We start from the raw sequence: 25,719 nt of genomic DNA, 5'->3' as shown, positions 1-25,719 counted from the left end.
AAATATATTATTTTTTTGGAAGAAAAACCTCGGCAAGCATACATCTTGCACTTCCGCCTCCATTTACCTCTATGGTATTAAGATCTGAGTAAATGATCTCACAGTATTTTTCAATAGCGGCAACCTGTTCATGAGTTAGAGACTGGTAAGCGGTCTGGCTCATCACCAGAAATCTTTCACCGTCTTTGTTCTGAACCTGAAGCATATTTCCTGCAAACTGCTGCATCTGCTCTTCTGAAATTTCAATGATTTCTTTTCCGGAATTTTTAATGGTTTCAATTACCTTTTCTCTTTCCAGCTCATCATCAATACAATCAAGACAGATGACAACAAATTGATCTGCCACACACATCATTACATTGGTATGATAGATAGGAAGTCTTTCTGTACCCACTGTTTGATAGGAATGGAAAACGATTGGTGTAAAACCATATTTTTCGCAGAATTCTCTGAACAGATTTTCATCTAATCTCAAAGAAACAGAACCATAGGCAATTTTCTTGTCGTGGTCGAAAATCATACTTCCTGTTCCTTCCAGGAAATGTCCTTGTGTTTCAGAAAACGACCAATCATCAATTTCAGCAACCTCGAACCCCTGCGCCTTGATACTTTCAATAATATCATCTCTTCTTTCAACTCTTCTGTTGGACGCGAACATAGGATATAAAACTACTTTTCCATCTTTATGAAAGCTTACCCAGTTATTTGGAAAAATAGAATCCGGTGTATGTGGATCTAGTGTATCTTTTATAGTAATTACATTAATTCCTTTACCTCTAAGTTTTCCAACAAAAGTATTGAACTCAGCCAATGCTTTTGACTGAATATCAGAACCTGTTTGTTCTACCTGGAAATAATTATTTTTCGCAGTTTCTGCGTTGTAACCGAATGCAATCGGTTCTATCATTAATACGGTATCTGTTGTCTGCATTTTTTTGATTTAAAAATTAAAAGATTTAAGATTAGAAAACGTCTATTCTTTTACTCTACAACTTAATTATTCTCTCACAAGCGGCATTGTAGAACATCTCAACAAACCTCCCATTTTAGAAATTTCTCTGTAAGGGATCTCTTCTACAGTCATTCCCCATTCATTTCTTAAATGATTGTTCATTCTTGTAAATGTTTTGTCCGAAACAACTATTTCCGGAGAAATAGAAAAGATATTAGGGAACATTTCAAACATTTCCTCATCATTGATATGGAAGCAGTTTTCTTCGCCGAAAATATCGATGATTAAACGGTAATCACTTTCGTCAACAAATCCGTTTTTATAAATGATACATTTATCTTCTCCAATTGGGTTGAAAGTACAATCCAGGTGTAGGATTCCTTCGAACGGAATTTTATCATTTTTCTTTAATTCAAGATCAATGATTCTTTTCTTAGGAAAGTATTCTTTTAAGATTTCAATGGCATACTCATTAGTTCTTGCCGTTTTATAGTTTCTGTAATCCTCACTGAAGCAAGTTCCGATGAAGAGAAAATCATTCCATACAATGACGTCCCCACCCTCAATATGTGCCGTTTCCGGAAGGTTAATGATTTTTCTCCAAGCTACTTTTTCAAAAACGCTTTTATAGGCTTCCTGCTCATCTGCTCTATCTGCAATTACATTAGAAATAATCATCTTGTCATCAATAACAAAGGCTACATCTCTTGAAAAAACCTGATTGTAGTCTTCAATGATGCTTGGACGCAGTACTTCTACGTCATACTTTTTTAAGACCGCTTCAAAAGCGTTCATTTCATTGATGATATCCTGTTCTTTAGGATATATATTGTGTTCGATTGAGTAATATGACTTGGCGTCATAACTTTCCTCTAGCGTGGGAACTGGTCCCAATGAATTAGGCTGGCCTAGAACTACTGACTTCAGCCTACCCGTTTCGTTTTTAATGTTTAGTCTCATAAAGATTTATGCAATACTACAAATATAGGTAAAGGTCTCTACCTAGAAAACTTTTGGATTATTTTATGCATTAAATTTGATTTCCAAAATCAGTACCCTTCAACAAAATTTTCTTGTCTGTTTAGCCAACTGTAGTGAATAGCTCCAAAAACATCTACAACTTACTATTTTCCATCTACATAAGGACAAAAAAACAGATAATCATATTATTTAATTTCCTATATTAGTGATATAATTCTCGCGAAATTATACGTATTAAAACTTAACTATTAACATCAAAAAACAAAGTCATGAACAAGAACAATCCAGTGCTGAAAAATGCACAAAAACTAGGAAGAGAGCAACAAAAATCCGTAATGGGAGGAGCAATACCTGGCAGAAGATGCTGCGAATGGGATGAGGTAACAGGAAAATGTTTCATCTGGACATGTGACAGATGTATGTGCCCATAAAATGAAATAACCTGCTTTTTTAAGCAGGTTTTTTTATCTGGCTCTGTTCTCTTCTTCTGTCTTCTGAATTTCTTTCACCTGATATCTTGAGCTACCAAAATTATAGCTTAATGAGAAAAAGAATCGGCTACTGTCCCACCAATGTGTAAGCCTGTTGTCCATAATCTGTTTATGTCTGAATTCTAAACGCTGATCATAAGAATTAAGAATATTACTATACCCAAGCTTAGTATTCAGTTTATTATCAAACCATGACTTCTGAACAGACAGATCTACAGTGTAACGCGGCTTGATAATATAAAGACTGTTGCCTGTTTTAGATTCATAATTTGTAAATAGATTAATAGTATATCCTTTGGGTAAAGTAAAGACCTGGTTTACTCTTATTTCATAATTATAAATTTTCAATGCAAAAACTTCGTCAAGATAAGGTCTGAACTCATAGTTGTAATACCCTGCAAACTGGCTGGTGATACTCCACCATTTTGTTACTTTTAAAGGGAAACTTGTCTCAAGGGAAGCAAAATTTCGATAAGGAAGATTTGTCCCAAGATATTCAAGGACATTGGTTTCAGGATTGTACAGAGGATAGCGGGTCATAACATCTTTTTCTTTTCCAATAGTAAAGCTGGTAATCCAGTTTTTATAGCGGTAGGCGGTCTTGATCTGAGTGGTAAAAGAGGGCAACAAATACGGATTTCCTATCCAGTAATTCAATGGACTGAAATAAAACCGAAAAGGATTAAGTTGTGAGAAAACAGGTCTAGTTATTTTTCTGCTATAAGAAAAAGACAATTCATTAGATTTATTAAAAGAATAGCTAGCACTAAAAGATGGCAGCCATTCAAGATAATTTCTTGAAACAACAGAACTCACTGCGTCTGAAATACTCTGTGTATTTTCAACTCTTATCCCTGCATTGATCTGAAGCTTTTCAAATTTTTGTCTGTAAGCCAGATAACCCGCCATGATTTTTTCATTGTAAGTGAAAATATTACTTCGTGTAGCATCAAATATAAACTGGTTGTCCACAGATAAGGTATCATATCTGATATTATTGTTGGTAACTGAATGACTATATTTAAAGCCTGCTTCTATATCTGCATTTCCTATCTTCTGAGAGGCGTCTATCTGCCCTGTGTAAATATCAATTTTGTTAAACATATCAGATTTCCAGTAGGACAATAATTTAGAAGAAAATTTATCCTTATTAATGAAATCATCTTGTTGCTTATTTTTCACGGAAAGATAATTTCCTAAAAAGCTCACTTTAAAATTTTTATTTTGAAAAGAATAGTCCCCCGTAATACCATAGTTGTTCTGGGAATAATCTATTGGGTTTTCGCTTTCTGTATTAAAAATAAGTTGGGTTTCATTTTTATCCGTAGTATATAATGACCCTGAGCGCAAACGGTTATTTTCCCTGAAATTACCTCTTAGATTTAATCCTACCCGATTCTTATCATTCAGTCTGATATCTGCTCCTCCCTGAATACTAAAAACAGTTCCATGATCTTTCTGGTGAGTAGTGGTTCGCATGACATTGGTATTCGCTAATCGTTGTAATGCATTATAGCGATATGTTGAAATTCCATCATTATATCCTGCCTGTAAAGTATAAGCAACTTTTCCTGTATTATATGTTAGATTTAAAGAATTTTCTCTCGAGCTGAACTTGTTTACATACAGATTTCCATTATAGTTTCCTCTCCAGCCAAGATTGGTATTTTTTTTTAGCTTAATATCAATAATTCCTTTAAATTCTGCATCATATTTTGAAGATGGATTGGTATTGACCTCTATTGACTCTACCATTTCAGGTGGCAACGACCGTAAATATGCCTGTAGTTCCTGCGTGCTCATCACAATAGGTTTTCCATCAATAAATATCGCAGGAGCTATTCTTCCACCAATAAAGATTCCGTCTTCCTGATCTATGGTAACCCCGGGAGTTCTTCTAAGGACTTCGAGAAGGTTGGTTGAAGTTTTGAAATCTTTATTGCCAGAGACAGCCATCACCATATTTCCGTCATTCAATTTCAAGTTCCTTGGTGCAGCCTGAATCACGACTTCTGAAATATTTGTAGTTATAGCCTTTCGCACAATCAAAGAATCTGATGTTTTTTCTTTTACAACATTCTGAGCATTTCCAAAAGATGAGATAAATAATAGCAACAGAAGTAGCCATAGTTTGGTGATCATAAATTTTATATTTTATGAAACCAAAAGTATTAGCTTACCAAATAAAATAGGTTTTGAAGTTCAAATTCCGCAGTACGAAATTATAAATTAGAACTCAAAAAACTAGGTTCAGTCGATGTTTGTGACTGTCTGTACAAAAGTGGGGTTGTATTTTTAATTTTTTTAAATGTTGAGAAAAATGTAGACTTAGAATTAAATCCTACCTCATATCCTATCTCTTCAATCTTTAAATAGGAACCATTATCTATTTTTTCGCATGCTTCCTGTATTCTATATTCATTAATATAAATGGAAAAGCTTTTCCCCAAATTATCATTCAGAAGTTGGGAAAGCTGATGAGCAGAGATATTCATTTTAAAAGCAAGATCGTTCAATTTCAAATTTGGATTTTTATAAATTTCTTCGGAATGCATTAACTTTTCAAGCTTAGTTACAAAACTATCAGCCTGCTTTTCTGAAATCTTTTTATTAGAATATTTGTGAACATCTTTTGCTGATATTTCCTGATGCTTTTTATTGAAGAAAATTAAAAAATTAGCATATAGAACGAATGAAAATACCAAACTTCCTCCGGCACAATAAATCTGTACCCAACCTGTAGCAATCAGCTGGTAGGTTAAAAATATAATAATATTGCTCACGAGAACCGGAAGAACAAATTTATTGGAGCTTTTAATATTCTGTTTTGAAAAAATGTAGTATTGATATACGGTAAGAAATACAAATATCGACCAAGAAATATAAATAAAACTCCCAAAATAATGATCCCAAGTAATAGGAAAGAATAAATACAGTAATCCGACAACGCCCAAAATAAGAGTTAGTATTCCTAATATTTTCCGGCAGTTCTTCAAATCAAACTGATTATTCTGAAAGGAAGATTTAACGTAATAGTATAATGCAGGTCCTGTAAAAAATAATGCAGGCATTCCCAAGTGCTGGATAATCCTGGGTAAATCCGGATAAAAATAAATACACACAGAAATTCCTACTCGTAAGCTTAGCATAAGGAGAAGAATCCCCAGAAAAAAATCTGGAATGTTTTTCAGTTTCCTAATAAATAACAGATAAATCCCAAGCAAAAGCCCATTGAAAGCTCCCACCGCACTGAAGAAAAATAGCATCTGTTGCCCGAAAGTCATTACCTATTATTTTTTATATTAAACAAAAAGTTGCTCAAATGGCTTCAAAAACTACACTAGTGCCTGATCAATAACAATGACCTTTAAACCACTTCATCAATAAACATCCATCATCTGGCTTTATTTGAAACCTATATTTTGCAAAAGTAAATTTAATAATTTATTTAATATCAGACATATATACATTTCATCAAAAATAAAATTTTGTCATCAACATCAATAAAAAAATCCCAAAGCAAGCTTTGGGATTTTTTTATTATAGAAACCGAAATTATCTGTTTGTAATATTGATGTAGTTTCTTTCTTGAGCACCTTGGTAAACCTGTCTTGGTCTTCCGATTGGGTCTCCTTTCAATCTCATTTCTTTCCACTGAGAAATCCATCCCGGAAGTCTTCCTAATGCAAACATTACAGTGAACATTTCTGTAGGAATTCCTAATGCTCTGTAGATGATACCTGAATAGAAGTCTACGTTTGGATATAGTTTTCTTTCAATGAAGTACTCATCCTCAAGTGCTACTCTTTCTAACTGCATTGCAATGTCAAGAGCTTTATCCTGAATACCTAATGCAGTAAGGATATCGTCAGCAGCTTTTTTGATGATTTTTGCTCTTGGGTCGAAGTTTTTGTAAACTCTGTGTCCGAATCCCATTAGACGGAAGCTATCGTTTTTATCTTTAGCTTTAGCAACATATTTAGATACATCACCACCATCTTTTTCGATTAGCTCAAGCATTTCGATTACTGCTTGGTTAGCTCCACCGTGAAGAGGTCCCCAAAGTGCAGATACCCCAGCAGAAACAGAAGCAAAAAGACCTGTATGTGCAGAACCTACCATTCTTACTGTAGAAGTAGAACAGTTTTGCTCGTGGTCAGCGTGAAGGATTAATAATTTATCTAAAGCACCTACAACAATTGGATCTATTTCAAAATCAGCATTTGGTAATCTGAATGCCATTTTGTAGAAGTTCTCTACGTAGTTTAGGTTGTTATCTCCATGGTTTAATGGTAAACCTTGAGTTTTTCTGTAAGTCCAAGCACAAAGGTGAGAGAACTTAGCGATCATTAGCTCAGCAGCATGATCCATTTCTTCTTTAGAGTTTACATTAACTGCTTTCGGGTTGAAAGCTGTCAAAGCAGAAGTCATAGAAGATAAAACTCCCATAGGGTGAGCAGAACGAGGAAAAACATCAATGATCTTTTTCATCTCATCTGCGATGAAGTTATATTTTTTAATGTTGTTGTCGAAAGAAGTAAATTGATCCTGAGTAGGCAATTCTCCATGTAATAAAAGATACATTACTTCTGTGAAGTTAGATTTCTCAGCAATCTGCTCGATTGGATAACCTCTGTAGAATAATTCTCCTTTATCTCCGTCTAAGTAAGTGATGTCGCTAATAGTAGCTCCAGTATTTTTGTAACCTAAATCCAGAGTGATTAAACCTGTCTGGTCTCTTAATTTTGAAATATCAATCCCTCTGTCTCCGATAGTACTATCCACGATAGGATATTCATATGAATTACCGTCGTAATTCAATATTACTTTGTTGTCTGACATTATTTATTTTTTTTTAAATATACTACTTTCCATAAAATACGGCAAACAAAAATTATCGCTTGCCGTTATTTATAAATTCAATTATCTTTTAATTTTAAATGCTTCTAAACCTGGGAAAATTGCAGTTTCACCTAGTGCTTCTTCAATTCTCAACAACTGGTTGTATTTCGCCATTCTGTCTGATCTTGAAGCCGAACCTGTTTTGATCTGTCCACAGTTCATAGCTACTGCTAAATCAGCAATTGTAGCATCTTCAGTTTCTCCTGATCTGTGAGACATTACTGAAGTGAATTTATTGTTCTGAGCCATTTGTACTGCTGCCATTGTTTCAGAAAGAGAACCAATTTGGTTTACTTTTACAAGGATTGAATTAGCAATACCTTCTTTTACTCCTCTTGATAATCTGTCAACATTAGTTACGAATAAATCGTCACCTACCAATTGTACTCTGTCACCGATTTTATCAGTTAACATTTTCCAACCTTCCCAGTCATCTTCCTGCATACCATCTTCAATAGAGATGATAGGATATTTAGCAGCTAGTTCTGCAAGGTAAGAAACCTGCTCTTCTCTTGATCTGTGAGCTCCTTTATCACCCTCAAATTTTCTGTAATCATAAGTTCCATCTTTATAGAATTCTGAAGCAGCACAATCTAATGCCAACATGATATCATCACCTGGCTTATAACCCGCCTTTTCAATAGCCTGAAGTAAAGTATCCAAAGCATCTTCAGTTCCATTGAATGTTGGAGCAAAACCTCCCTCATCTCCTACAGCAGTAGAAAGACCTCTTCCTTTAAGGATTGACTTTAGGTTGTGGAAAATCTCAGTCCCTTTTCTCAAAGCATGAGAAAAAGAATCTGCTTTTACCGGCATGATCATAAATTCCTGGAATGCAATAGGCGCGTCAGAGTGAGAACCTCCATTAATTACATTCATCATAGGAACAGGAAGTGTATTTGCATTTACACCACCTACATATTTATATAAAGGCATTCCTAATTCTGCAGCTGCAGCTTTTGCTACTGCTAAAGAAACACCAAGAATTGCATTAGCACCAAGATTACCCTTGTTAGCCGTCCCATCAAGATCAATCATGATCTGATCGATATAGTTTTGTTCAAAAACCGGCTGTCCAACTAAATTTTCAGCAATTATTTCTTTTACATTTTCAACAGCTTTCAGAACTCCTTTTCCTTGATATTCTGAACCACCGTCACGTAGTTCCACAGCTTCGTGTTCTCCGGTAGATGCTCCTGAAGGTACAGCTGCACGCCCCATTGCTCCACTTTCTGTAAATACATCTACTTCAATGGTAGGATTACCTCTGGAATCTAAAATTTGTCTTGCTTCTATGTAAGAAATTGCACTCATTTTTTATTTTTTTAGTTTACACAAATTTAATCAAAAATAAACTTTAAAGGGGCATTTCGCATCGATCTTTTAGGACAAATTCAGAGTTAAATTTTCGTTAATTTTGTAAATTCCAATTGCGTAAAGATTCAATATAAAAAATTACAGGTATCCTTTCGTTTTCATGTAATTTTTAAATGTAAAATTAACGTTGTTGGTTTACTTTTTGATTTCATTAAAATAATTAAATTCTTCATTATAGGAATAAAAACCAATATTCGATACATAAAAAATAACCATTATGAAAAAAGGACTTTTAATAGCAGTTTCAGCTTCTGCCCTACTACTTACAAGCTGCAAAAAAAGTGAAAGCGGAAACAAAAGTGTAATTAAAACAGATAGCTCGGAAACATTGGTTACTGATAACAATGGAAAAATTGATTCTGTAACACAAAGCTCATCAACACTAGATGTAAACGGAAAGAAAATTGAAAAAACAGATTTTGTTTATAAAGCTACGGACGGAACCTTGGTAAAGGTTATATTTAAGAATGACCCAAAGGAAAGTACAGTAGCTATTACCAGCAACAAAAAAACATTTACTCTTCCTAAAACTGAAACTAAAGGGGAGGAAACCATCTATAAGAAAGATGATATGACCGTAAGGGTAAAAGGAGACAGCCTTCATCTTGAGCAAGGAAGTAATATTATTGAACTGAAAAGAACGAAAATATAAAAAACTGGTTATCTCTAAAAACAAAAAACCATCCAGATTCTGGATGGTTTTCATTTTATATCTGAATGAATATTATTCTTCAGTTTTTTCTTCAGTAGTGTCAGCTTTAGCTTCTTCTACTTTTTCTTCTACTGCTGGAGCATCAGCAACAACTGTTGCTTTAGCTGGCGTAGATCTTCTGCTTCTTCTTGTAACTTTTTTCTCTTCAGCATTAGGGTTGTAAAGCTCGTTGAAATCTACCAATTCGATAAGAGCCATATCAGCAGCATCACCTGGTCTGAAACCTGTCTTAATGATTCTTGTATAACCACCGTTTCTTTCAGCGATTTTTGGAGCTACAGTTCTGAATAATTCAGCAACCGCAAATTTATTTTGAAGGTAAGAGAATACTACTCTTCTGTTATGTGTAGTATCTTCTTTTGCTTTTGTTAATAGAGGCTCAACATATACTCTTAAAGCTTTTGCTTTAGCTACAGTAGTGTTGATTCTTTTATGCTCAATTAGAGAACAAGCCATATTAGAAAGTAAAGCACTTCTGTGAGAAGCTGTTCTTCCTAAGTGATTGAATTTTTTACCGTGTCTCATTATTAATTATTTATCAGCGTCTAACTTATATTTTGCAACGTCGAAACCGAAGTTAAGACCTTTTGAATGCACTAATTCTTCTAGTTCTGTCAAAGATTTTTTACCAAAATTTCTGAATTTCATCAAATCAGACTTACTGTAAGAAACAAGTTCTCCAAGAGTTTCTACTTCAGCTGCTTTTAGACAGTTAAGGGCTCTTACTGAAAGATCCATATCTGCTAATTTAGACTTAAGAAGTTGTCTTGTGTGAAGTGTCTCTTCATCGTATTGGATAGATGCTTTTACAGCTTCAGTTTCAAGCGTTATTCTCTCATCAGAGAATAACATGAAGTGATAAATTAATATCTTAGAAGCTTCTGTTAAAGCGTTCTGAGGGCTAATAGACCCATCAGTTTCTATATCTAATACAAGTTTTTCGTAGTCTGTTTTTTGCTCTACACGATAATTTTCAATGCTGTATTGTACTTTCTTGATCGGCGTAAAAATAGAGTCAATAGCAATAGTACCTACAGGTGCATTGTTAGACTTATTTTGTTCCGAAGGAACATACCCTCTACCTTTTTCAATATTGAAAGTAATTTCGAAAGTTACATCACTATTTAGGTTACAAATCACTAAATCCGGGTTTAAGACCTCAAATCCGTTGATCGATTTTCCTAAATCACCAGCAGTAATAATCGTTTGACCTGAAACTTTAGCAACAACCTGCTCGTTAGCCTGGCCTTCTGCTGAAGCTTTTAATCTAACCTGCTTAAGGTTAAGAATAATTTCGGTAACGTCTTCGATTACTCCTGGAATAGTTGAAAATTCGTGCTCTACACCTTCTATTTTGATAGATGAAATAGCGTATCCTTCCAGAGAAGAAAGCAACACTCTTCTCAAAGCATTACCGATTGTAAGCCCGAAACCTGGTTCTAAAGGTCTGAATTCGAATTGACCTTTAAATTCATCAGAGTTAAGTAAAATTACTTTATCGGGTTTTATGAATTGTAAAATTGCCATATTATTGGGTTGAGCAAAAATTTGATTAAAAAATTATTTAGAGTAAAGTTCGACGATAAGGTTCTCCTTAATGTCCTCCGGAATTTGGATTCTTTCAGGAGCAGAAATGAAAGTACCTTCTTTCTTCTCATCGTTGAATTGTAACCACTCATAGTTTGACTTAGAAGCCAATGCGTTGGTAACAACCTCAAGAGACTTAGACTTTTCTCTTACAGTGATTATATCACCAGCTTTTACCAAATAAGAAGGGATGTTAAGGATTTCTCCGTTCACAGTGATGTGTCTGTGAGAAACCAATTGTCTTGCACCAGATCTAGTTTTAGCAAAACCTAATCTATATACAACGTTATCCAATCTTGATTCACAAAGTTGTAATAGAACTTCCCCTGTTACCCCTTTACTTCTGTGTGCTTTTTCAAATAAGTTAGCAAACTGTCTTTCTAAAATACCATAAGTATATTTAGCTTTTTGTTTTTCAGCTAACTGAACTGCATATTCTGATTTTTTAGCACCTCTTCTCTTGTTAGGACCGTGTTGTCCTGGCGGTTGGTTTTTTCTCTTTTCGAAGTTTTTATCATCTCCGTAGATTGCAGCACCAAACTTTCTAGCAATCTTAGTTTTAGGTCCAATATATCTTGCCATAATGGGTAAATTCTAAAAATTAAACTCTTCTTCTTTTTGGTGGTCTACATCCGTTGTGTGGCATAGGAGTCACATCAACGATTTCACTTACTTCAATACCTGAATTGTGAATAGATCTGATAGCAGATTCTCTACCTGCACCTGGACCTTTTACAAACACCTTTACTCTTCTTAAACCAGCTTCGTGAGCTACAGCAGAGCAATTTTCAGCTGCCATTTGAGCAGCAAATGGAGTATTCTTTTTAGAACCTCTGAAACCCATTTTACCGGCAGAAGCCCAAGAGATAACCTCTCCGTTTTTATTTGTTAAAGAAATGATGATGTTATTGAAAGAAGCTTGAATATGTGCTTCACCAATAGCTTCAACTTTTACTTTTCTTTTTTTAACTACTTTAGTTTGTTTTGCCATAATTCCTAACGATTATTTACTAGCTTTTTTCTTGTTAGCAACAGTTTTTCTCTTTCCTTTTCGGGTTCTAGAGTTGTTTTTCGTTCTCTGGCCTCTTAAAGGTAATCCTAGTCTGTGACGTATTCCTCGTTGGCATCCTATGTCCATCAATCTCTTGATGTTCAATTGCACTTCAGATCTTAATTCTCCTTCTACTTTTACGTTTTCAGAGATATATGTTCTGATTGCAGCCAATTCATCGTCATTCCATTCGTTGACTTTCTTGTCTTCGCTGATACCGGCAGCTTTAAGGATTTCAGAAGAAGTATTTCTTCCTACTCCATAGATGTAAGTTAAACCGATAACACCTCTTTTGTTTTTTGGTAAATCAATACCTGCAATTCTCGCCATAATTTAATGTTAACCTTGTCTTTGTTTAAATTTTGGGTTCTTCTTGTTGATTACGAACAGTACACCTTTTCTGCGTACAATTTTGCAATCAGCGCTTCTTTTTTTAATTGATGCTCTTACTTTCATTTTGATAGTATTTATTTTTTAACAAATGCCAAATGGAATGTGCATTCCATTTGGCTAATTGTTTAGTATCTAAATGTGATTCTCCCTTTTGTTAAATCATAGGGAGACATTTCTAATTTCACCTTATCACCAGGTAAAAGTTTAATATAATGCATTCTCATTTTACCGGAAATATGAGCGATAAGTATATGCCCATTCTCCAGCTCTACACGGAACTGGGCGTTCGAAAGTGCTTCCGTGATAACGCCGTCTTGTTCGATATGTTTTTGTTTCGCCATAAATTAATATCCAGTCGTTCTTGATAATTTAGACTGCATTAAGCCATCATAATGATGGTTCAGCAGATATGTATTAATCTGTTGAACTGTATCTAAAATTACACCCACCATGATTAATAGCGACGTTCCCCCGAAAAACAAGGCAAACGCATCTGTCTGAACAAAGCTTCCATGCACAATTGCAGGAAGGACTGCAAAGATAGATAAAAAAATTGCACCTGGCAAGGTAATTTTTGATAAAATATCATCTAAATAATCAGCGGTCTCTTTTCCGGGTCTTACTTTTGGTACTAAACCTCCATTTCTCTTCAAGTCATCAGCCATTTGGTTTACCGGAATTGTAATTGCAGTATAGAAAAATGAGAAGATAATAATTAATAGCGCAAACAATACATTGTATTGCCAGCTAAAAACATTTTTGAAACCTGCAAGAAAGGTATTAGATTCATCGAATTTTGTTAATAATCCTGGTACGAACATCAATGCCTGAGCAAAGATAATCGGCATTACACCAGCAGCATTTACTTTCAATGGAATCCATTGTCTTGCTCCCTGCATAAGATTTTTGTTTACACCTCCTCTTGCTTGAGCTCTGCTTACATACTGAATTGGAATTTTTCTAACAGCCACTGATAAAATCACGGCTAAAAGAACAACTAACATCCAGAATAATACTTCAATAAGGATCATGATAGATCCCATTCCTCCTTTTCCGTTCTGCACGGCCATCTCCTGTACGAATGCCTCAGGTAATCTTGAAAGGATCCCCACCATAATAAGGATAGAGATACCATTTCCGATTCCCTTATCGGTAATCTTTTCACCTAACCACATTGCGAATACTGAACCACCTACCAAGATAACAATACTTGGTAACCAGAACATGATTGAATTTGGTTCTACAAAATATGCAGATTGGAACTGAGCATACGGTAAGAATAATTGAGTAATAGAAGTTAAGTAAGAAGGTGCCTGTACCAGACAAACTCCAATCGTTAACCATCTTGTAATTTGGTTCAATGTATTTCTACCTGACTCTCCATCTTTCTGAAGCTTCTGAAGATAAGGAATAGCCATCCCCATCAACTGAACAATAATAGAAGCAGAAATATAAGGCATGATACCCAACGCCATTACGGAAGCGTGGCTGAAAGCTCCCCCCGTAAACGACGAAAGCAAGCCAAGGAGACCTGCTCCTTGCTTGTTACCGCCTTGATTTTTATAATGCTCTAAGAGATCTCCCACCTCTGCAAGATTAATTGCGGGAAGTGAGATATAAGATGCGAATCTATACACAAGGATAATACCTAACGTAAAGAGAATTTTATCTCTTAACTCCTTTAGGCTCCATATATTTTTAAGTGTTTGTATAAATTCTTTCATTAGTAAGTATTATAAGGTAATTGCTTTTCCACCTGCCTTAGCAATAAGCTCTTCAGCAGATTTAGTGAACTTGTCAGCAGAGATTGAAACCGCAGATTTCAATTCTCCTCTACCCATAATTTTCACTAATTCGTTTTTAGAAACTATCCCGTTCGCTACTAAAACTTCTTTCGTGATCTCTCCAGTGATGGATTTGTTCTCGATTAAAGTTTGAATAGTATCAAGGTTAACTCCTCTAAACTCTTTTCTGTTTACGTTTTTGAATCCGAATTTAGGTAATCTTCTTTGTAAAGGCATCTGTCCACCTTCGAAACCGATTTTCTGAGAATAACCAGCTCTAGCTTTCTGACCTTTGTGTCCTTTTGTTGAAGTACCTCCTTTTCCGCTACCTTGACCTCTACCAATTCTCTTTGAGTTGAAAGTAGATCCTGCAGCAGGTTGTATATTATTTAAATTCATTTTAATTTCTCTTTTATAAAATTATTTTTGAACTTCAAGTAAGTGGCTTACTGCAGCGATCATTCCTAAGATAGAAGGAGTCGCTTCATGTTCTACAACTTGGTGAAGTTTTTTTAATCCTAATGCTTCAAGCGTTCTCTTTTGGGTTTTTGTTCTACCAATAGCGCTTCTTACTTGTTTTACTTTAATTGTTGCCATTGTTTTATTATTAACCGTTAAACACTTTACTTAGAGAAACTCCTCTCATTCTAGCGATCTCTTCAGGTCTTCTGATATCCAATAACGCTTTGAAAGTAGCTTTCACCACGTTGTGAGGGTTAGAAGATCCTTTAGATTTTGAAAGGATATCGTGAATACCAGCTGATTCCAATACTGCTCTTACCGCACCACCGGCGATAAGTCCTGTACCGTGAGAAGCAGGTCTTAAGAAGATATCTGCACCACCGTATCTAGCAGTAGTTTGGTGAGGAATAGTGTGGTTCATTACAGGAACTTTCACAAGGTTTTTCTTAGCGTCTTCAACTGCTTTAGCAATTGCAGAAGCAACTTCTTTAGATTTTCCTAAACCGAAACCAATAATACCTTCTTCATTACCTACTACAACAATAGCAGAAAATCCGAAAGCTCTACCCCCTTTAGTTACTTTTGTTACTCTGTTAACAGCTACGAGACGATCTTTTAATTCTAATCCTCCCGGTTTTACTCTTTCTATATTATCTAGTCCTAACATATTTTCCGAAATTTAATGATTAGAATTTAAGTCCACCTTCTCTCGCACCATCAGCTAGAGCTTTTACTCTACCGTGGTAAACGAAACCGTTTCTGTCAAATACAATACTTCCGATTCCTGCAGCGATAGCTTTAGCAGCAATAGCTTTACCAACAGCAGCAGAAATTTCAGTCTTAGTACCTTTAGCGTCTACACCTTTCTCTCTAGAAGAAGCTGATGCTAAAGTTTTACCATTTTTATCATCGATTAACTGAGCGTAAATTTCCTTATTACTTTTGTATACAGATAATCTTGGCAATTCAGAAGATCCAGAGATTTTCCCTCTTACTCTTCTTTTGATTCTTATTCTTTTTTCTAATTTACTTAATGCCATAATACTTATAATTTATTAAGCAGATTTACCAGCTTTACGTCTAACAATTTCTCCTACGAATCTTACACCTTTTCCTTTGTATGGCTCAGGCTTTCTGAAAGAACGGATCTTTGCAGTAACCATTCCTAGAAGTTGCTTGTCGTGAGACGCTAAAGTAATAATTGGGTTTTTACCTTTTTCAGTCAATGTATCAATTTTCACTTCACCTGGAAGTTCTAATACGATACCGTGAGAGAATCCTAAAGCTAACTCAAGTTTTTGACCTGTGTGAGAAGCTCTGTATCCTACCCCTACTAGTTCTAGTTTCTTTTCGAAACCTTCTGATACACCTACGATCATGTTGGCGATCAACGCTCTGTATAAACCGTGAAGCGCTTTGTGTTGTTTAGAATCAGATGGTCTGTTTACGTTAAGTTCACCATCTTTCTGTTCTAAAGTAATTCCTGCTGTAAGCTCCTGAGAAAGTTCTCCTTTAGCTCCTTTTACTGTTACTACACCGTTATTTTCAGTGACTGTAACTCCAGCTGGAATTGTTATAATTGCTTTACCAATTCTTGACATTTTCCTCTGATTAAAAATTAATAAACATAGCAGATTACTTCACCGCCTACTTTCTCTTCTCTAGCTTTCTTGTCAGTCATTACTCCTTTAGAAGTAGAGATGATAGAAATACCCAAACCGTTTAGTACTCTTGGAAGTTCAGTAGAACCTTTGTACTGTCTCAAACCTGGTCTAGAAGCTCTTTGAATAGACTTGATAGCAGGTTTGCTAGTTTGCTTGTCGTACTTTAAAGCGATTTTGATCACTCCTTGAACAGCGTTATCTTCAAACTTGTAGTTTAAGATATACCCTTGATCAAATAAGATCTTAGTAATCTCCTTTTTGATTTTCGATGCAGGAATTTCCACCACTTTGTGGCCTGCGCTTTGTGCGTTCCTTACTCTTGTTAGGAAATCTGAAATTGGATCTGTTACCATTTTTCTTTTATAAAATTATTGGTTATAGACAACTAGTTTTGTAAAGACTTGAAGAATAAAATATCAGACTTCAGAAATTCTTAGGTCTGATATTTTTATCTTTAGTATCTGAACAACTTAATCGTCCGGATTAATTTGTAATTGTTACCAACTAGCTTTTCTTACACCTGGGATAAGACCGTTGTTTGCCATTTCTCTGAAAGTTACTCTGGAAAGTCCAAACGTTCTCATGTATCCTCTTGGTCTACCTGTTAGTTTACATCTGTTGTGTAATCTTACAGGAGAAGCATTTTTAGGTAATTTTTGAAGTCCTTCGTAATCACCTGCTTCTTTTAAAGCTTTTCTTTTGTCAGCGTATTTAGCAACAAGTGCTTCTCTTTTGCGCTCACGCGCTTTCATTGATTCTTTAGCCATTTCTTAGTTCTTTTTAAATGGTAAACCGAAGTGAGTTAATAATGCTTTAGCTTCTTTATCTGTCTTCGCAGTTGTAACGAAAGTGATGTCCATCCCTTGGATTTTTTTCACTTTGTCAATTACGATTTCAGGGAAGATAATTTGCTCAGTAATACCTAAGTTGTAGTTACCTCTACCATCGAAACCATCTGCTTTGATACCAGAGAAATCTCTGATACGTGGTAAAGCAGAAGAAGTAAGTCTGTCTAAGAACTCATACATTCTCTGAGCTCTCAATGTTACTTTTGCTCCTACAGGCATTCCTTTTCTAAGTTTGAATGCAGCTTCATCTTTCTTAGAGATTGTACCTACTGCTTTCTGACCTGTAATGTTTGTCAATTCTTCTACAGCATAATCAATAATTTTCTTATCTGCAGTAGCATCTCCTAAACCTTGCGAAATAACGATTTTCTCTAATCTAGGTACTTGCATGATTGACTTGTACCCAAATTCTTCCATCATTGCAGGAACAATTTGCTCTTTGTATATTTTTTTGGGTCTTGCTATAAATTCCATGTGTTAATTCAAATTATAAAGTTTCACCCGTTTTTTTGTTGATTCTTACTTTCGTATCTCCTTCGATTTTGTAACCGATTTTGATAGCTTTTCCGTCTTTACCAACTAAAGCTACGTTTGAGATATGAATAGAAGCTTCCTTTTCAGTAATTCCTCCTTGAGGATTTGAAGCTGAAGGCTTAACGTGTTTCTTAATGATGTTAAGTCCTGCAACAATTACTCTAGGGTCTTTCCCTTCTTTCTTAATCACTTCAATAACTTCACCAGTCTTACCTTTGATATCTTTCTTACCAGTAGTAATGATTACGTTATCTCCTCTTTTTATTTTTAACTTTGACATTTCTTTTAAAAATTTTAAAAATTAAAGTACTTCAGGAGCTAATGAAATGATTTTCATATATTCTTTATCTCTCAACTCACGAGCAACTGGTCCGAAAACACGAGTTCCTCTCATTTCTCCCGCTGCGTTTAGTAATACACAAGCATTGTCGTCGAATTTGATGTATGAACCATCTTTTCTTCTTACTGCTTTTTTAGTTCTTACTACTACAGCTTTAGATACCTGACCTTTTTTAGCGTTTCCTGATGGTGTAGAATCCTTGATAGTAACAACGATTTTATCACCAACTGAAGCATATCTTCTTCTGGTTCCTCCCAGAACTCTGATAACTAGTACTTCTTTTGCACCTGTGTTATCAGCAACTTTTAATCTTGATTCTGTTTGTAACATTATTACTTAGCTTTTTCAATGATTCTTACTAATCTCCATCTCTTGCTCTTGCTCATAGGTCTAGTTTCTTGGATAAGAACTGTATCACCTTCTGTGCATTCGTTGTTCTCGTCGTGTGCAGTATATTTTTTCGTTTTCAAAACGAATTTACCGTACATCGGGTGCTTTACTCTTGTAGTTTCACTAACAACAATAGTTTTTTCCATTTTATTGCTGGAAACCACTCCGATTCTTTCTTTTCTTAAATTTCTATCCATTGTAAAATGAAATTATTGTTTGTTAGTTAACTCAGTGTTTAGTCTTGCGATTGTTCTTCTCAAATCTTTGATTTGAATCGGGTTTTCAATTGGGCTGATTGCATGAGCCAATTTCAATTTAGAATATTGAGCTTTTGCTTCAGTTAATTGAGCTTGAATATCACCCGCGCTTAAATTTTTAATATCAGCATTTTTCATTGTATTCAAAGATTATAGAGGTTTAACAAAATCGTTAGCAACGATGAATTTAGTAACTACTGGTAATTTTTGTGCAGCAAGTCTTAAAGCTTCCTTAGCGATTTCGTAAGGTACACCTCCGATTTCGAACATAATTTTACCTGGTTTTACTACAGCTACCCAGTATTCAACAGCACCCTTACCTTTACCCATCCTTACTTCGGCTGGTTTCTTAGTAATTGGCTTATCTGGGAAGATTTTGATCCATAGTTGACCTTCTCTCTTCATATATCTTGTCGCAGCAATACGAGCTGCTTCAATTTGTCTTGCAGTGATCCAAGCTCCTTCCGTAGCTTTGATCCCAAAAGTTCCGTAAGCAAGTTGACTACCTCTTTGGGCATTCCCCTTCATCTTCATCTTGTGAACTCTACGGAATTTGGTTCTTTTTGGTTGTAACATAATTTCTAAATTTTAGATTTTAGATTTTAGATTTTAGATTTTTTTTAATTTTAAAAAAGTAACGGTAATTTAAAATTCAAAATTTCTAATCTAAAATTTTAATTATTATTGTTATTGTTGTTGTTTTTTCTAGGTCTTCTGTTGTCTCTGTCTCCTCCTCTGTTTCCTCTATCTGACTGACCTCCTTTTTTCTGTTGTCCTACTAATGGGGAAAGTTCTCTTTTACCATAAACTTCACCTTTCATAATCCAAACTTTTACACCTAATCTACCGTAAGTAGTGTGAGCTTCTGCCCAGTGGTAATCAATATCAGCTCTGAAAGTAGACAATGGAATTCTTCCGTCTTTGAAAGATTCTGATCTTGCCATTTCAGCTCCGTTCAATCTACCAGAGATTTGAACTTTGATCCCTTCAGCACCCATTCTCATAGTACTTGCAATTGCCATCTTAACAGCTCTTCTGTAAGAAATTCTGTTTTCAATTTGCTTAGAAATACTATCAGCAACTAGTACAGCATCTAATTCAGGTCTTTTGATTTCGAAAATATTGATTTGAATATCCTTACCTGTAAGTTTCTTCAATTCTTCTTTCAATTTATCAACTTCCTGACCTCCTTTACCGATGATAAGTCCCGGTCTAGCAGTAGTGATTGTAACTGTTACTAATTTTAATGTTCTTTCAATATAAATTTTTGAAATACCACCTTTAGATAATCTAGCCTCAAGGTATCTTCTGATTTTGTAGTCTTCAGCGATTCTGTCACCATAATCGTTTCCACCAAACCAGTTAGAATCCCATCCTCTGATGATACCTAATCTATTACCAATTGGATTTGTCTTCTGTCCCATACCTTGATTAATTTTCTTTTTTACCTAAGATTAATGTAATGTGGTTTGATCTTTTTCTGATTCTGTACCCTCTACCTTGTGGAGCTGGTCTCAGTCTCTTCAATTGTCTTGCACTGTCTACAAAAATTTCTTTAACGATAAGATTTGCTTCTTCAATATCAGCACCTTCGTTTTTAGTCTGCCAGTTAGCCATTGCTGAAAGCAATACTTTTTCTAACTTGTTAGATGCGTCTTTTTTAGAATATTTTAGAATGTATAAAGCTTTGTCTACTTCTACTCCTCTAATGATATCAGCTACTAATCTCATTTTTCTTGGAGAAGATGGGCAATCATTGTGTAATGCTTTTACTACATCTTGGTTTGTCAATTTACGTGCTAATGCACTTTCTCTTTTTCTTGATCCCATGATTATCTGCTTCCTTTGTTTTTGTTACCACCATGACCTCTGAAAGATCTTGTTGGAGAAAATTCGCCTAGCTTGTGACCAACCATGTTTTCTGTAACATAAACAGGGATAAAAGATTTCCCGTTGTGTACTGCAATAGTTTGTCCTACGAAGTCCGGAGAGATCATTGATGCTCTAGACCAAGTTTTGATAACTGTCTTCTTACCAGACTCTATATTTGTCTGAACCTTCTTATCTAAAGTATGATGAATGAATGGTCCTTTTTTAAGTGATCTTGCCATAATTATTTACGTTTAGATATGATATGACGGTTAGACGCTTTATTTTTCTTTCTGGTTTTGTAACCTTTAGCAGGCATACCGTTTCTAGATCTTGGGTGACCTCCAGAAGAACGACCTTCACCACCTCCCATTGGGTGATCTACAGGGTTCATTACTACCGGTCTAGTTCTTGGTCTTCTACCTAACCATCTGCTTCTACCAGCCTTACCTGATACAGTTAACTGATGATCAGAGTTAGAAACAGATCCAATCATTGCATAACACTCAGTAAGGATCATTCTAGATTCTCCTGAAGGCAATTTGATGATTGCATATTTTCCGTCTCTTGAAGTAAGTTGAGCTGAAGAACCAGCACTTCTTGCTAAAATAGCACCTTGACCAGGTTTCATTTCAACACAAGAGATAACAGTACCCAATGGAATATTTTTCAATTTCATTGCATTACCGATATTCGGTTCTACTACATCTCCTGAAACTACTTTCTGATCTACTTTGATACCACTTGGAGCGATGATATATCTCTTCTCTCCATCGGCATATTCTAATAAAGCAATAAATGCAGTTCTGTTTGGATCATATTCTACAGTTTTTACCGTTGCCTCTACATTTGGCTTATTTCTTTTGAAATCGATAATTCTGTATTTCTTTTTGTGTCCACCTCCGGTGTAACGCATGGTCATTTTACCAGTTTGGTTACGTCCACCTGACTTACTAATACCAACTGTTAGAGACTTCTCTGGTTTGTTGGTAGTAATTTCCTCAAAATTGTTTACAATTCTGAATCTCTGTCCTGGGGTGATAGGTTTTAATTTTCTAACAGACATTACTATTATTTATAATTAATAATTAATTTACAGCAAAAATATCGATAACCTCACCTTCAGCAAGTTTGATTACCGCTTTTTTCAATTTATTTGTCTTTCCTACTTGAAGACCTTTTTTAGTGTACTTTGAAGAAACCTTCGGAGCATAAATCATTGTGTTAACGTCTGCTACTTTTACACCGTAAGCTGCTTCAACAGCTTTTTTAATCTGGATTTTATTCGCCTTAGGTTCAACTAAGAAAGAATAAGAACCTCTTAAATCTGTAAGGTAATTAGCCTTTTCTGAAATAACTGGTTTAATAATAATAGACATGACTTATTTCTTTAAATTTTCCTGGAATTTTTCAACTGCACCTTCGAAGAAAATAATCTCACCTGCGTTTACTAGATCGTAAGAACTAATCTCGTTGAAGTTCATTACTTTAGTTTTAGGTAAGTTTCTTGAAGATAAATACACATTCTTGTTAGCTTCAGGAAGAACGAATAAAGATTTTTTACCGTTAAGTTCCAATGCATTTAATACATTGATGAAATCTTTAGTCTTAGGAGCACCAAAGCTCAAATCTTCTAAAACTTTAATGCTGTTGTCTCTCATTTTCTGAGATAAAACAGATTTCTTAGCTAATCTCTTAAGAGCTTTGTTCAATTTGAATCTGTAGTCTCTTGGTTTTGGCCCGAATACTCTACCTCCACCTCTGAAAGTTGGAGATTTAATATCACCATATCTAGCAGATCCTGATCCTTTTTGCTTCTTAAGCTTTTTAGTAGAAGCAGTAATTTCGCTTCTTTCTTTTGATTTATGAGTCCCTTGTCTTTGTGCAGCAAGGTACTGTTTAACTTCTAAGTAAACCGCGTGTTGATTTGGCTCAATTCCGAATACTGTTTCGTCTAGAGTTACTTTTCTTCCGGTCTCTTTTCCTGATGTATTTAATACTACTAGTTCCATTTTCTGATAATTACATAAGAATTTTTAGCTCCCGGAACAGCACCTTTTACTACTAAAAGATTTTGTTCTTGATCAACTTTTAACACTTGAAGGTTTTGAACAGTTACCTGCTCACCTCCCATTCTTCCAGCCATTCTCATCCCTTTGAATACTCTTGAAGGGTCTGAACCAGCACCGATAGAACCTGGAGCTCTAAGTCTGTTGTGCTGACCATGAGTTGCCTGCATTACACCTCCAAATCCGTGTCTTTTAACAACACCCTGGAAGCCTTTACCTTTTGAAGTTCCTGTTACGTCAACATATTCACCTTCGATGAATAAATCAACTTTTACTTCTTCTCCTACTTTTACATCAGCGAATCCGTGGTTGAATTCTACCAATTTAGCTTTAGGAGCAGAACCAGCCTTTTTAAAATGGCCAGCTAACGCTTTACCAACGTTCTTCTCACTCTTGTCATCGAAACCCAATTGAACAGCTGTATAGCCGTCCTTTTCCAAGGTTCTGACCTGTAAAATCGAGCATGGACCTGCTTGAATAACGGTACAAGGCATGTTTTTGCCGTTCTCGTCAAACAGAGATGTCATCCCGATTTTTTTTCCAATAATACCTGACATTGTTTATATTATAATAAAATTTATCCTTTATTCATTATCATTTTTCCGAGTCTGAAGTAATTTCTACTTTTGATATAGGCATACTACGCCCGTAAAATGAGTGTGCAAATCTACGAATAATTTTATTACTGACAAATATTTTGACTAAAATATTTTGATTTTTAACCATTTACACTTTTTAAAAAAAATACCGCTCATTTCTAAAAACAAACCAAACTCATCAAGAAACAACAGAAGTCTCAAAAATATATCTTGCAGCAGCAACATTAAACCTTACTCTATATTTAAAAAAGCAAAAGCCTTATGAAACCATAAAGCTTTGTATTTGCGACACCATTATATTAAGGAACTAACTCTATAGGGTTATTTCTTTTTTTCAATTTATCTTTTACTAAACTTTCCACACCTGCATCCAGCTTAAATCCACTTTTAGCCATTTCCTGAACCAGATTCTCCTGACTATTTTTTAATCCTTTATAAAAATCTGCCTTAGAAATCTTTTTTCCACCCATCCTTTTCTCTGAAATCCACAATGGCTTTTCATCAGCAAAATTTTTATAGCTCAATAATTCAAATTTATAATGTTTTTTATCATCTTCCATTTCTACAATTAATCCTGGCAATCCATAAAACTTATACGGACCGTCTGATACAGGAATATCATTTGTAAACCAAGCTTTATAATTACGCCCGGCATAACTAAGAAGGGCAGCTTGACATTTTAGATTTCCAATATTCTTTTTTTCACTGGTCACTTTCCAATTAAATCCAGGGGTTTCTTCATAGGAAAAATCCATTCTGATTATTTTATCGTAATAGTCAATTTTGTTTTTGATAGGATCCTTAATGATTCTATATGTAAAATTAGTCTTTGGAATATTTGTTAAATCCAGTGTTGATGTTCTCACACTAGTATTAACCAACCCCGCAGCCACAGAATCCCTTTTATAAGAATTTAAACTCATGAATTGTGACTTATCTTTCCCCCTCTGCAATATAAAGTATTCCTCACTTTTGTTTTCAACATCCAAGGAGTCCCGTTGATTGGTCAATAAATAAACATATTGAGATTTCACTACATCTATATCAACATTCTTTTGGCCATAAAGCCCACTACCCATCGTACATAAAAAGAAGAACAGCATCGACGCTACAAATTGTTTTTGCATAAAAAAGTATCTATAGTAAACTATAAAAGAGGATATGATATCCTCTTTTATAGTTTGTATTGATTAATATTTATTAATTTCCACACAGTATATCATCTGCTATAATAGCGATATCAATTACATCAGCAAGCGTTTCTCCGCAAGCCATTCCTGTGATTCCACAAGAAAGAGTTGTAGGTACACAGCCATACGCAGCAGCAGCTTCAGCTTTAACTACAGTTGTGTTTTCTTCTAAGATTTCAGTTTCAGATGAAATAGTGTTTGCACTCATTGAACCAGCAACCATAATTGTTGCTATTAAGAATAATTTTTTCATGGTAATATTTTTTGTTTTAGTTTCACTAAGTAATTAAAAAAAAGACAAATAGCCAAATTTTCAACAAAAAAAATCACCAATTAATGAAAAATAAATAACTATTTAACATAAAATGTAAATATTTATTTATAGCAAACATTATTCAATTCCAATATTAATGGTTATTTGATAACATTAACTCCAACTTCTTCCAATTTTGAATGTTCTTCAGTAGAAATACCATCATCTGTGATCAGATAATCCACCTGATCTAATAATGAAATTTTACCGAATCCTTTCTTATTTAATTTTGAAGAATCTGCCAGAATAATTGTCTGATCTGCACATTCCATCATCACCTGATTCAAATGCGCTTCTGCCGCATTGGAAGTACTGATTCCAAATTCTACATCAATTCCGTCTACTCCCAGAAAGAGTTTATTGCAAGAAAACTGCCTAAGGATTCCCTCTGATATTGAGCCTACTATTGAAGTAGAACTTTTTCTAACCTCTCCACCCAGCTGGATAATATTAATATTAGGATTATTGCAAAGCTCAATAGCTACCCTCAGCGAAGAAGTCAACACTGTAAGCGGGCCAAAATTCACTAACATCCTGGCAAGATAATGCATTGTGGTTCCGGAAGCCAATATAATACAGTCATTTTCCTGAATTAAAGAAAGCGCAGCCTTTGCAATAGCCTGCTTCGCTTCAACATTAATACTTTCCTTTTCAACCACATTTTTTTCATAGGCATACCTTATCTGTTTACTGGCACCTCCGTGATTTCTGAAAAGAAGCCCTATACTTTCAAGAAAGTTCAGATCCTTTCGGATCGTAACTGAAGAAACATTTAGTTTTTCACATAGATCCTGAACAAGAACATTCCCTTTTTCATCAAGTTCTTTTAGTATTTCATCATGCCTGGGGATTAGCTTCTCCATTTTATTCGTTTGATCAAAAATACCGCTTTTTTTTCACATCTTAAAATTTCATTTATTTTCTTTTTGCTTTCATATTTAATTTATATATTTG

General features: G+C 34.9%; 39 protein-coding genes. 2 read left to right on the top strand and 37 right to left on the bottom strand.

Annotated features, from left to right (window positions below):
- Positions 1 to 7: 7 nt before the first annotated feature.
- Both ctlX and C1638_RS13330 read right to left on the bottom strand, forming a co-directional pair.
- Positions 8 to 931, bottom strand: a complete 924-nt coding sequence (gene ctlX / locus C1638_RS13335; protein ID WP_109621646.1) for a citrulline utilization hydrolase CtlX — start codon at positions 929 to 931, stop codon at positions 8 to 10.
- A gap of 66 nt (positions 932 to 997) precedes the next feature.
- Positions 998 to 1,912, bottom strand: a complete 915-nt coding sequence (locus C1638_RS13330) for a dimethylarginine dimethylaminohydrolase family protein (RefSeq protein ID WP_076353276.1) — start codon at positions 1,910 to 1,912, stop codon at positions 998 to 1,000.
- Positions 1,913 to 2,202: 290 nt separating this feature from the next.
- On the opposite strand from C1638_RS13330, the gene C1638_RS22370 reads away from it, so the two are divergent.
- Positions 2,203 to 2,364: a hypothetical protein gene (locus C1638_RS22370; RefSeq protein ID WP_165826535.1), complete on the top strand. Its 162-nt coding sequence runs from the start codon at positions 2,203 to 2,205 to the stop codon at positions 2,362 to 2,364.
- 33 nt (positions 2,365 to 2,397) lie between these two features.
- On the opposite strand, the gene C1638_RS13325 is transcribed toward C1638_RS22370, so the two are convergent.
- The 4 genes from C1638_RS13325 to eno form a co-directional block, all read right to left on the bottom strand.
- Positions 2,398 to 4,566, bottom strand: a complete 2,169-nt coding sequence (locus C1638_RS13325) for a TonB-dependent receptor domain-containing protein (protein ID WP_109621644.1) — start codon at positions 4,564 to 4,566, stop codon at positions 2,398 to 2,400.
- 80 nt (positions 4,567 to 4,646) lie between these two features.
- The gene (locus tag C1638_RS13320) at positions 4,647 to 5,708 is read right to left on the bottom strand and encodes a helix-turn-helix domain-containing protein (protein WP_109621642.1); all 1,062 of its coding nucleotides are present in this window, start codon (positions 5,706 to 5,708) and stop codon (positions 4,647 to 4,649) included.
- A 271-nt stretch (positions 5,709 to 5,979) separates the two neighbouring features.
- Entirely contained in the window at positions 5,980 to 7,266 is a 1,287-nt protein-coding gene (locus C1638_RS13315; protein ID WP_109621640.1) for a citrate synthase, read from the bottom strand.
- 81 nt (positions 7,267 to 7,347) lie between these two features.
- Entirely contained in the window at positions 7,348 to 8,640 is a 1,293-nt protein-coding gene (gene eno, locus C1638_RS13310; RefSeq protein ID WP_076353272.1) for a phosphopyruvate hydratase, read from the bottom strand.
- Positions 8,641 to 8,920: 280 nt separating this feature from the next.
- On the opposite strand from eno, the gene C1638_RS13305 reads away from it, so the two are divergent.
- A complete protein-coding gene (locus tag C1638_RS13305; protein ID WP_109621638.1) occupies positions 8,921 to 9,355 on the top strand; it encodes a hypothetical protein in 435 nt (144 codons plus the stop codon).
- Positions 9,356 to 9,427: 72 nt separating this feature from the next.
- Here the strand turns inward: C1638_RS13305 and rplQ are convergent, their stop codons facing one another.
- From rplQ to C1638_RS13150, 31 genes are all read right to left on the bottom strand, one after another.
- On the bottom strand, positions 9,428 to 9,940 hold the full coding sequence (gene rplQ / locus C1638_RS13300; protein ID WP_109621636.1) for a 50S ribosomal protein L17: 513 nt from the start codon (positions 9,938 to 9,940) through the stop codon (positions 9,428 to 9,430).
- A gap of 6 nt (positions 9,941 to 9,946) precedes the next feature.
- Positions 9,947 to 10,942, bottom strand: a complete 996-nt coding sequence (locus C1638_RS13295) for a DNA-directed RNA polymerase subunit alpha (protein WP_076353270.1) — start codon at positions 10,940 to 10,942, stop codon at positions 9,947 to 9,949.
- 33 nt (positions 10,943 to 10,975) lie between these two features.
- Positions 10,976 to 11,584, bottom strand: coding sequence for a 30S ribosomal protein S4 (gene rpsD / locus C1638_RS13290; protein ID WP_106916805.1), 609 nt, complete (start codon positions 11,582 to 11,584; stop codon positions 10,976 to 10,978).
- 19 nt (positions 11,585 to 11,603) lie between these two features.
- Positions 11,604 to 11,993 carry a 30S ribosomal protein S11 gene (rpsK, locus tag C1638_RS13285; protein WP_034694697.1) on the bottom strand — a complete coding sequence of 130 codons (390 nt, stop codon included), beginning with the start codon at positions 11,991 to 11,993 and terminating at the stop codon, positions 11,604 to 11,606.
- Between the two features lie 12 nt (positions 11,994 to 12,005).
- The gene (gene rpsM, locus C1638_RS13280) at positions 12,006 to 12,383 is read right to left on the bottom strand and encodes a 30S ribosomal protein S13 (protein WP_034738759.1); all 378 of its coding nucleotides are present in this window, start codon (positions 12,381 to 12,383) and stop codon (positions 12,006 to 12,008) included.
- A gap of 9 nt (positions 12,384 to 12,392) precedes the next feature.
- The gene (gene rpmJ / locus C1638_RS13275; RefSeq protein ID WP_007839480.1) at positions 12,393 to 12,509 is read right to left on the bottom strand and encodes a 50S ribosomal protein L36; all 117 of its coding nucleotides are present in this window, start codon (positions 12,507 to 12,509) and stop codon (positions 12,393 to 12,395) included.
- 62 nt (positions 12,510 to 12,571) lie between these two features.
- A complete protein-coding gene (gene infA, locus C1638_RS13270; RefSeq protein WP_034684855.1) occupies positions 12,572 to 12,787 on the bottom strand; it encodes a translation initiation factor IF-1 in 216 nt (71 codons plus the stop codon).
- 3 nt (positions 12,788 to 12,790) lie between these two features.
- Positions 12,791 to 14,170 carry a preprotein translocase subunit SecY gene (gene secY, locus C1638_RS13265; RefSeq protein WP_045491124.1) on the bottom strand — a complete coding sequence of 460 codons (1,380 nt, stop codon included), beginning with the start codon at positions 14,168 to 14,170 and terminating at the stop codon, positions 12,791 to 12,793.
- A gap of 9 nt (positions 14,171 to 14,179) precedes the next feature.
- The gene (gene rplO, locus C1638_RS13260; RefSeq protein ID WP_047096813.1) at positions 14,180 to 14,629 is read right to left on the bottom strand and encodes a 50S ribosomal protein L15; all 450 of its coding nucleotides are present in this window, start codon (positions 14,627 to 14,629) and stop codon (positions 14,180 to 14,182) included.
- A 21-nt stretch (positions 14,630 to 14,650) separates the two neighbouring features.
- Positions 14,651 to 14,827 (bottom strand): 50S ribosomal protein L30, encoded by a 177-nt coding sequence (gene rpmD, locus C1638_RS13255; protein ID WP_029297759.1) that lies wholly within the window; start codon positions 14,825 to 14,827, stop codon positions 14,651 to 14,653.
- 10 nt (positions 14,828 to 14,837) lie between these two features.
- Positions 14,838 to 15,359 (bottom strand): 30S ribosomal protein S5, encoded by a 522-nt coding sequence (gene rpsE / locus C1638_RS13250; protein WP_045491132.1) that lies wholly within the window; start codon positions 15,357 to 15,359, stop codon positions 14,838 to 14,840.
- Between the two features lie 19 nt (positions 15,360 to 15,378).
- Complete coding sequence (gene rplR, locus C1638_RS13245) at positions 15,379 to 15,732, bottom strand: 50S ribosomal protein L18 (protein ID WP_103231548.1); 354 nt, start codon at positions 15,730 to 15,732, stop codon at positions 15,379 to 15,381.
- A 15-nt stretch (positions 15,733 to 15,747) separates the two neighbouring features.
- Positions 15,748 to 16,293: a 50S ribosomal protein L6 gene (gene rplF / locus C1638_RS13240; protein ID WP_109621634.1), complete on the bottom strand. Its 546-nt coding sequence runs from the start codon at positions 16,291 to 16,293 to the stop codon at positions 15,748 to 15,750.
- A 17-nt stretch (positions 16,294 to 16,310) separates the two neighbouring features.
- Positions 16,311 to 16,709, bottom strand: a complete 399-nt coding sequence (gene rpsH / locus C1638_RS13235) for a 30S ribosomal protein S8 (protein WP_076353268.1) — start codon at positions 16,707 to 16,709, stop codon at positions 16,311 to 16,313.
- A 144-nt stretch (positions 16,710 to 16,853) separates the two neighbouring features.
- Positions 16,854 to 17,123: a 30S ribosomal protein S14 gene (rpsN, locus tag C1638_RS13230; protein WP_076353267.1), complete on the bottom strand. Its 270-nt coding sequence runs from the start codon at positions 17,121 to 17,123 to the stop codon at positions 16,854 to 16,856.
- A gap of 3 nt (positions 17,124 to 17,126) precedes the next feature.
- Positions 17,127 to 17,678: a 50S ribosomal protein L5 gene (gene rplE, locus C1638_RS13225; RefSeq protein ID WP_076353266.1), complete on the bottom strand. Its 552-nt coding sequence runs from the start codon at positions 17,676 to 17,678 to the stop codon at positions 17,127 to 17,129.
- A 13-nt stretch (positions 17,679 to 17,691) separates the two neighbouring features.
- Complete coding sequence (gene rplX / locus C1638_RS13220) at positions 17,692 to 18,018, bottom strand: 50S ribosomal protein L24 (protein ID WP_109621632.1); 327 nt, start codon at positions 18,016 to 18,018, stop codon at positions 17,692 to 17,694.
- A 21-nt stretch (positions 18,019 to 18,039) separates the two neighbouring features.
- On the bottom strand, positions 18,040 to 18,408 hold the full coding sequence (gene rplN / locus C1638_RS13215; RefSeq protein ID WP_002983226.1) for a 50S ribosomal protein L14: 369 nt from the start codon (positions 18,406 to 18,408) through the stop codon (positions 18,040 to 18,042).
- A 2-nt stretch (positions 18,409 to 18,410) separates the two neighbouring features.
- Positions 18,411 to 18,665 carry a 30S ribosomal protein S17 gene (rpsQ, locus tag C1638_RS13210; protein ID WP_027387210.1) on the bottom strand — a complete coding sequence of 85 codons (255 nt, stop codon included), beginning with the start codon at positions 18,663 to 18,665 and terminating at the stop codon, positions 18,411 to 18,413.
- Between the two features lie 12 nt (positions 18,666 to 18,677).
- A complete protein-coding gene (gene rpmC / locus C1638_RS13205; protein WP_027371716.1) occupies positions 18,678 to 18,863 on the bottom strand; it encodes a 50S ribosomal protein L29 in 186 nt (61 codons plus the stop codon).
- Positions 18,864 to 18,875: 12 nt separating this feature from the next.
- Positions 18,876 to 19,301 carry a 50S ribosomal protein L16 gene (gene rplP, locus C1638_RS13200; protein WP_042720939.1) on the bottom strand — a complete coding sequence of 142 codons (426 nt, stop codon included), beginning with the start codon at positions 19,299 to 19,301 and terminating at the stop codon, positions 18,876 to 18,878.
- Positions 19,302 to 19,399: 98 nt separating this feature from the next.
- The gene (gene rpsC, locus C1638_RS13195; RefSeq protein ID WP_109621630.1) at positions 19,400 to 20,149 is read right to left on the bottom strand and encodes a 30S ribosomal protein S3; all 750 of its coding nucleotides are present in this window, start codon (positions 20,147 to 20,149) and stop codon (positions 19,400 to 19,402) included.
- Positions 20,150 to 20,156: 7 nt separating this feature from the next.
- On the bottom strand, positions 20,157 to 20,555 hold the full coding sequence (gene rplV / locus C1638_RS13190; RefSeq protein ID WP_103289182.1) for a 50S ribosomal protein L22: 399 nt from the start codon (positions 20,553 to 20,555) through the stop codon (positions 20,157 to 20,159).
- Positions 20,556 to 20,557: 2 nt separating this feature from the next.
- Positions 20,558 to 20,836 carry a 30S ribosomal protein S19 gene (gene rpsS, locus C1638_RS13185; protein ID WP_034702850.1) on the bottom strand — a complete coding sequence of 93 codons (279 nt, stop codon included), beginning with the start codon at positions 20,834 to 20,836 and terminating at the stop codon, positions 20,558 to 20,560.
- 2 nt (positions 20,837 to 20,838) lie between these two features.
- Positions 20,839 to 21,660, bottom strand: a complete 822-nt coding sequence (rplB, locus tag C1638_RS13180) for a 50S ribosomal protein L2 (RefSeq protein WP_109621628.1) — start codon at positions 21,658 to 21,660, stop codon at positions 20,839 to 20,841.
- Positions 21,661 to 21,682: 22 nt separating this feature from the next.
- Positions 21,683 to 21,973, bottom strand: a complete 291-nt coding sequence (gene rplW, locus C1638_RS13175; protein WP_047380577.1) for a 50S ribosomal protein L23 — start codon at positions 21,971 to 21,973, stop codon at positions 21,683 to 21,685.
- A gap of 3 nt (positions 21,974 to 21,976) precedes the next feature.
- Positions 21,977 to 22,606: a 50S ribosomal protein L4 gene (rplD, locus tag C1638_RS13170; RefSeq protein ID WP_109621626.1), complete on the bottom strand. Its 630-nt coding sequence runs from the start codon at positions 22,604 to 22,606 to the stop codon at positions 21,977 to 21,979.
- On the bottom strand, positions 22,597 to 23,220 hold the full coding sequence (gene rplC, locus C1638_RS13165; protein ID WP_109621624.1) for a 50S ribosomal protein L3: 624 nt from the start codon (positions 23,218 to 23,220) through the stop codon (positions 22,597 to 22,599). Before rplC ends, rplD begins: the two co-directional genes overlap by 10 nt.
- A 341-nt stretch (positions 23,221 to 23,561) precedes the next feature.
- Positions 23,562 to 24,389: a GLPGLI family protein gene (locus C1638_RS13160; protein WP_109621622.1), complete on the bottom strand. Its 828-nt coding sequence runs from the start codon at positions 24,387 to 24,389 to the stop codon at positions 23,562 to 23,564.
- A 73-nt stretch (positions 24,390 to 24,462) separates the two neighbouring features.
- Positions 24,463 to 24,705 (bottom strand): hypothetical protein, encoded by a 243-nt coding sequence (locus tag C1638_RS13155; RefSeq protein WP_109621620.1) that lies wholly within the window; start codon positions 24,703 to 24,705, stop codon positions 24,463 to 24,465.
- Positions 24,706 to 24,866: 161 nt separating this feature from the next.
- Positions 24,867 to 25,628, bottom strand: coding sequence for a DeoR/GlpR family DNA-binding transcription regulator (locus C1638_RS13150; protein ID WP_109621618.1), 762 nt, complete (start codon positions 25,626 to 25,628; stop codon positions 24,867 to 24,869).
- Positions 25,629 to 25,719: the final 91 nt, after the last annotated feature.

This window comes from Chryseobacterium oncorhynchi (assembly GCF_002899895.1).
GTDB classification, from domain to species: Bacteria; Bacteroidota; Bacteroidia; order Flavobacteriales; family Weeksellaceae; genus Chryseobacterium; species Chryseobacterium oncorhynchi.
The sequence above is the reverse complement of the archived record's forward strand: the minus strand, read 5'-3'. Positions and strand labels throughout refer to the sequence as shown.

Bases quoted from the DNA above. Each gene is read 5' to 3' on its own strand.
- ctlX (WP_109621646.1), bottom strand. From the start codon at position 931: ATGCAGACAACAGATACCGTATTAATGATAGAACCGATTGCATTCGGT.
- C1638_RS13330 (WP_076353276.1), bottom strand. From the start codon at position 1,912: ATGAGACTAAACATTAAAAACGAAACGGGTAGGCTGAAGTCAGTAGTT.
- C1638_RS22370 (WP_165826535.1), top strand. From the start codon at position 2,203: ATGAACAAGAACAATCCAGTGCTGAAAAATGCACAAAAACTAGGAAGA.
- C1638_RS13325 (WP_109621644.1), bottom strand. From the start codon at position 4,566: ATGATCACCAAACTATGGCTACTTCTGTTGCTATTATTTATCTCATCT.
- C1638_RS13320 (WP_109621642.1), bottom strand. From the start codon at position 5,708: ATGACTTTCGGGCAACAGATGCTATTTTTCTTCAGTGCGGTGGGAGCT.
- C1638_RS13315 (WP_109621640.1), bottom strand. From the start codon at position 7,266: ATGTCAGACAACAAAGTAATATTGAATTACGACGGTAATTCATATGAA.
- eno (WP_076353272.1), bottom strand. From the start codon at position 8,640: ATGAGTGCAATTTCTTACATAGAAGCAAGACAAATTTTAGATTCCAGA.
- C1638_RS13305 (WP_109621638.1), top strand. From the start codon at position 8,921: ATGAAAAAAGGACTTTTAATAGCAGTTTCAGCTTCTGCCCTACTACTT.
- rplQ (WP_109621636.1), bottom strand. From the start codon at position 9,940: ATGAGACACGGTAAAAAATTCAATCACTTAGGAAGAACAGCTTCTCAC.
- C1638_RS13295 (WP_076353270.1), bottom strand. From the start codon at position 10,942: ATGGCAATTTTACAATTCATAAAACCCGATAAAGTAATTTTACTTAAC.
- rpsD (WP_106916805.1), bottom strand. From the start codon at position 11,584: ATGGCAAGATATATTGGACCTAAAACTAAGATTGCTAGAAAGTTTGGT.
- rpsK (WP_034694697.1), bottom strand. From the start codon at position 11,993: ATGGCAAAACAAACTAAAGTAGTTAAAAAAAGAAAAGTAAAAGTTGAA.
- rpsM (WP_034738759.1), bottom strand. From the start codon at position 12,383: ATGGCGAGAATTGCAGGTATTGATTTACCAAAAAACAAAAGAGGTGTT.
- rpmJ (WP_007839480.1), bottom strand. From the start codon at position 12,509: ATGAAAGTAAGAGCATCAATTAAAAAAAGAAGCGCTGATTGCAAAATT.
- infA (WP_034684855.1), bottom strand. From the start codon at position 12,787: ATGGCGAAACAAAAACATATCGAACAAGACGGCGTTATCACGGAAGCA.
- secY (WP_045491124.1), bottom strand. From the start codon at position 14,170: ATGAAAGAATTTATACAAACACTTAAAAATATATGGAGCCTAAAGGAG.
- rplO (WP_047096813.1), bottom strand. From the start codon at position 14,629: ATGAATTTAAATAATATACAACCTGCTGCAGGATCTACTTTCAACTCA.
- rpmD (WP_029297759.1), bottom strand. From the start codon at position 14,827: ATGGCAACAATTAAAGTAAAACAAGTAAGAAGCGCTATTGGTAGAACA.
- rpsE (WP_045491132.1), bottom strand. From the start codon at position 15,359: ATGTTAGGACTAGATAATATAGAAAGAGTAAAACCGGGAGGATTAGAA.
- rplR (WP_103231548.1), bottom strand. From the start codon at position 15,732: ATGGCATTAAGTAAATTAGAAAAAAGAATAAGAATCAAAAGAAGAGTA.
- rplF (WP_109621634.1), bottom strand. From the start codon at position 16,293: ATGTCAAGAATTGGTAAAGCAATTATAACAATTCCAGCTGGAGTTACA.
- rpsH (WP_076353268.1), bottom strand. From the start codon at position 16,709: ATGGTAACAGATCCAATTTCAGATTTCCTAACAAGAGTAAGGAACGCA.
- rpsN (WP_076353267.1), bottom strand. From the start codon at position 17,123: ATGGCTAAAGAATCAATGAAAGCGCGTGAGCGCAAAAGAGAAGCACTT.
- rplE (WP_076353266.1), bottom strand. From the start codon at position 17,678: ATGGAATTTATAGCAAGACCCAAAAAAATATACAAAGAGCAAATTGTT.
- rplX (WP_109621632.1), bottom strand. From the start codon at position 18,018: ATGTCAAAGTTAAAAATAAAAAGAGGAGATAACGTAATCATTACTACT.
- rplN (WP_002983226.1), bottom strand. From the start codon at position 18,408: ATGTTACAAACAGAATCAAGATTAAAAGTTGCTGATAACACAGGTGCA.
- rpsQ (WP_027387210.1), bottom strand. From the start codon at position 18,665: ATGGATAGAAATTTAAGAAAAGAAAGAATCGGAGTGGTTTCCAGCAAT.
- rpmC (WP_027371716.1), bottom strand. From the start codon at position 18,863: ATGAAAAATGCTGATATTAAAAATTTAAGCGCGGGTGATATTCAAGCT.
- rplP (WP_042720939.1), bottom strand. From the start codon at position 19,301: ATGTTACAACCAAAAAGAACCAAATTCCGTAGAGTTCACAAGATGAAG.
- rpsC (WP_109621630.1), bottom strand. From the start codon at position 20,149: ATGGGACAGAAGACAAATCCAATTGGTAATAGATTAGGTATCATCAGA.
- rplV (WP_103289182.1), bottom strand. From the start codon at position 20,555: ATGGGATCAAGAAAAAGAGAAAGTGCATTAGCACGTAAATTGACAAAC.
- rpsS (WP_034702850.1), bottom strand. From the start codon at position 20,836: ATGGCAAGATCACTTAAAAAAGGACCATTCATTCATCATACTTTAGAT.
- rplB (WP_109621628.1), bottom strand. From the start codon at position 21,660: ATGTCTGTTAGAAAATTAAAACCTATCACCCCAGGACAGAGATTCAGA.
- rplW (WP_047380577.1), bottom strand. From the start codon at position 21,973: ATGTCTATTATTATTAAACCAGTTATTTCAGAAAAGGCTAATTACCTT.
- rplD (WP_109621626.1), bottom strand. From the start codon at position 22,606: ATGGAACTAGTAGTATTAAATACATCAGGAAAAGAGACCGGAAGAAAA.
- rplC (WP_109621624.1), bottom strand. From the start codon at position 23,220: ATGTCAGGTATTATTGGAAAAAAAATCGGGATGACATCTCTGTTTGAC.
- C1638_RS13160 (WP_109621622.1), bottom strand. From the start codon at position 24,389: ATGCAAAAACAATTTGTAGCGTCGATGCTGTTCTTCTTTTTATGTACG.
- C1638_RS13155 (WP_109621620.1), bottom strand. From the start codon at position 24,705: ATGAAAAAATTATTCTTAATAGCAACAATTATGGTTGCTGGTTCAATG.
- C1638_RS13150 (WP_109621618.1), bottom strand. From the start codon at position 25,628: ATGGAGAAGCTAATCCCCAGGCATGATGAAATACTAAAAGAACTTGAT.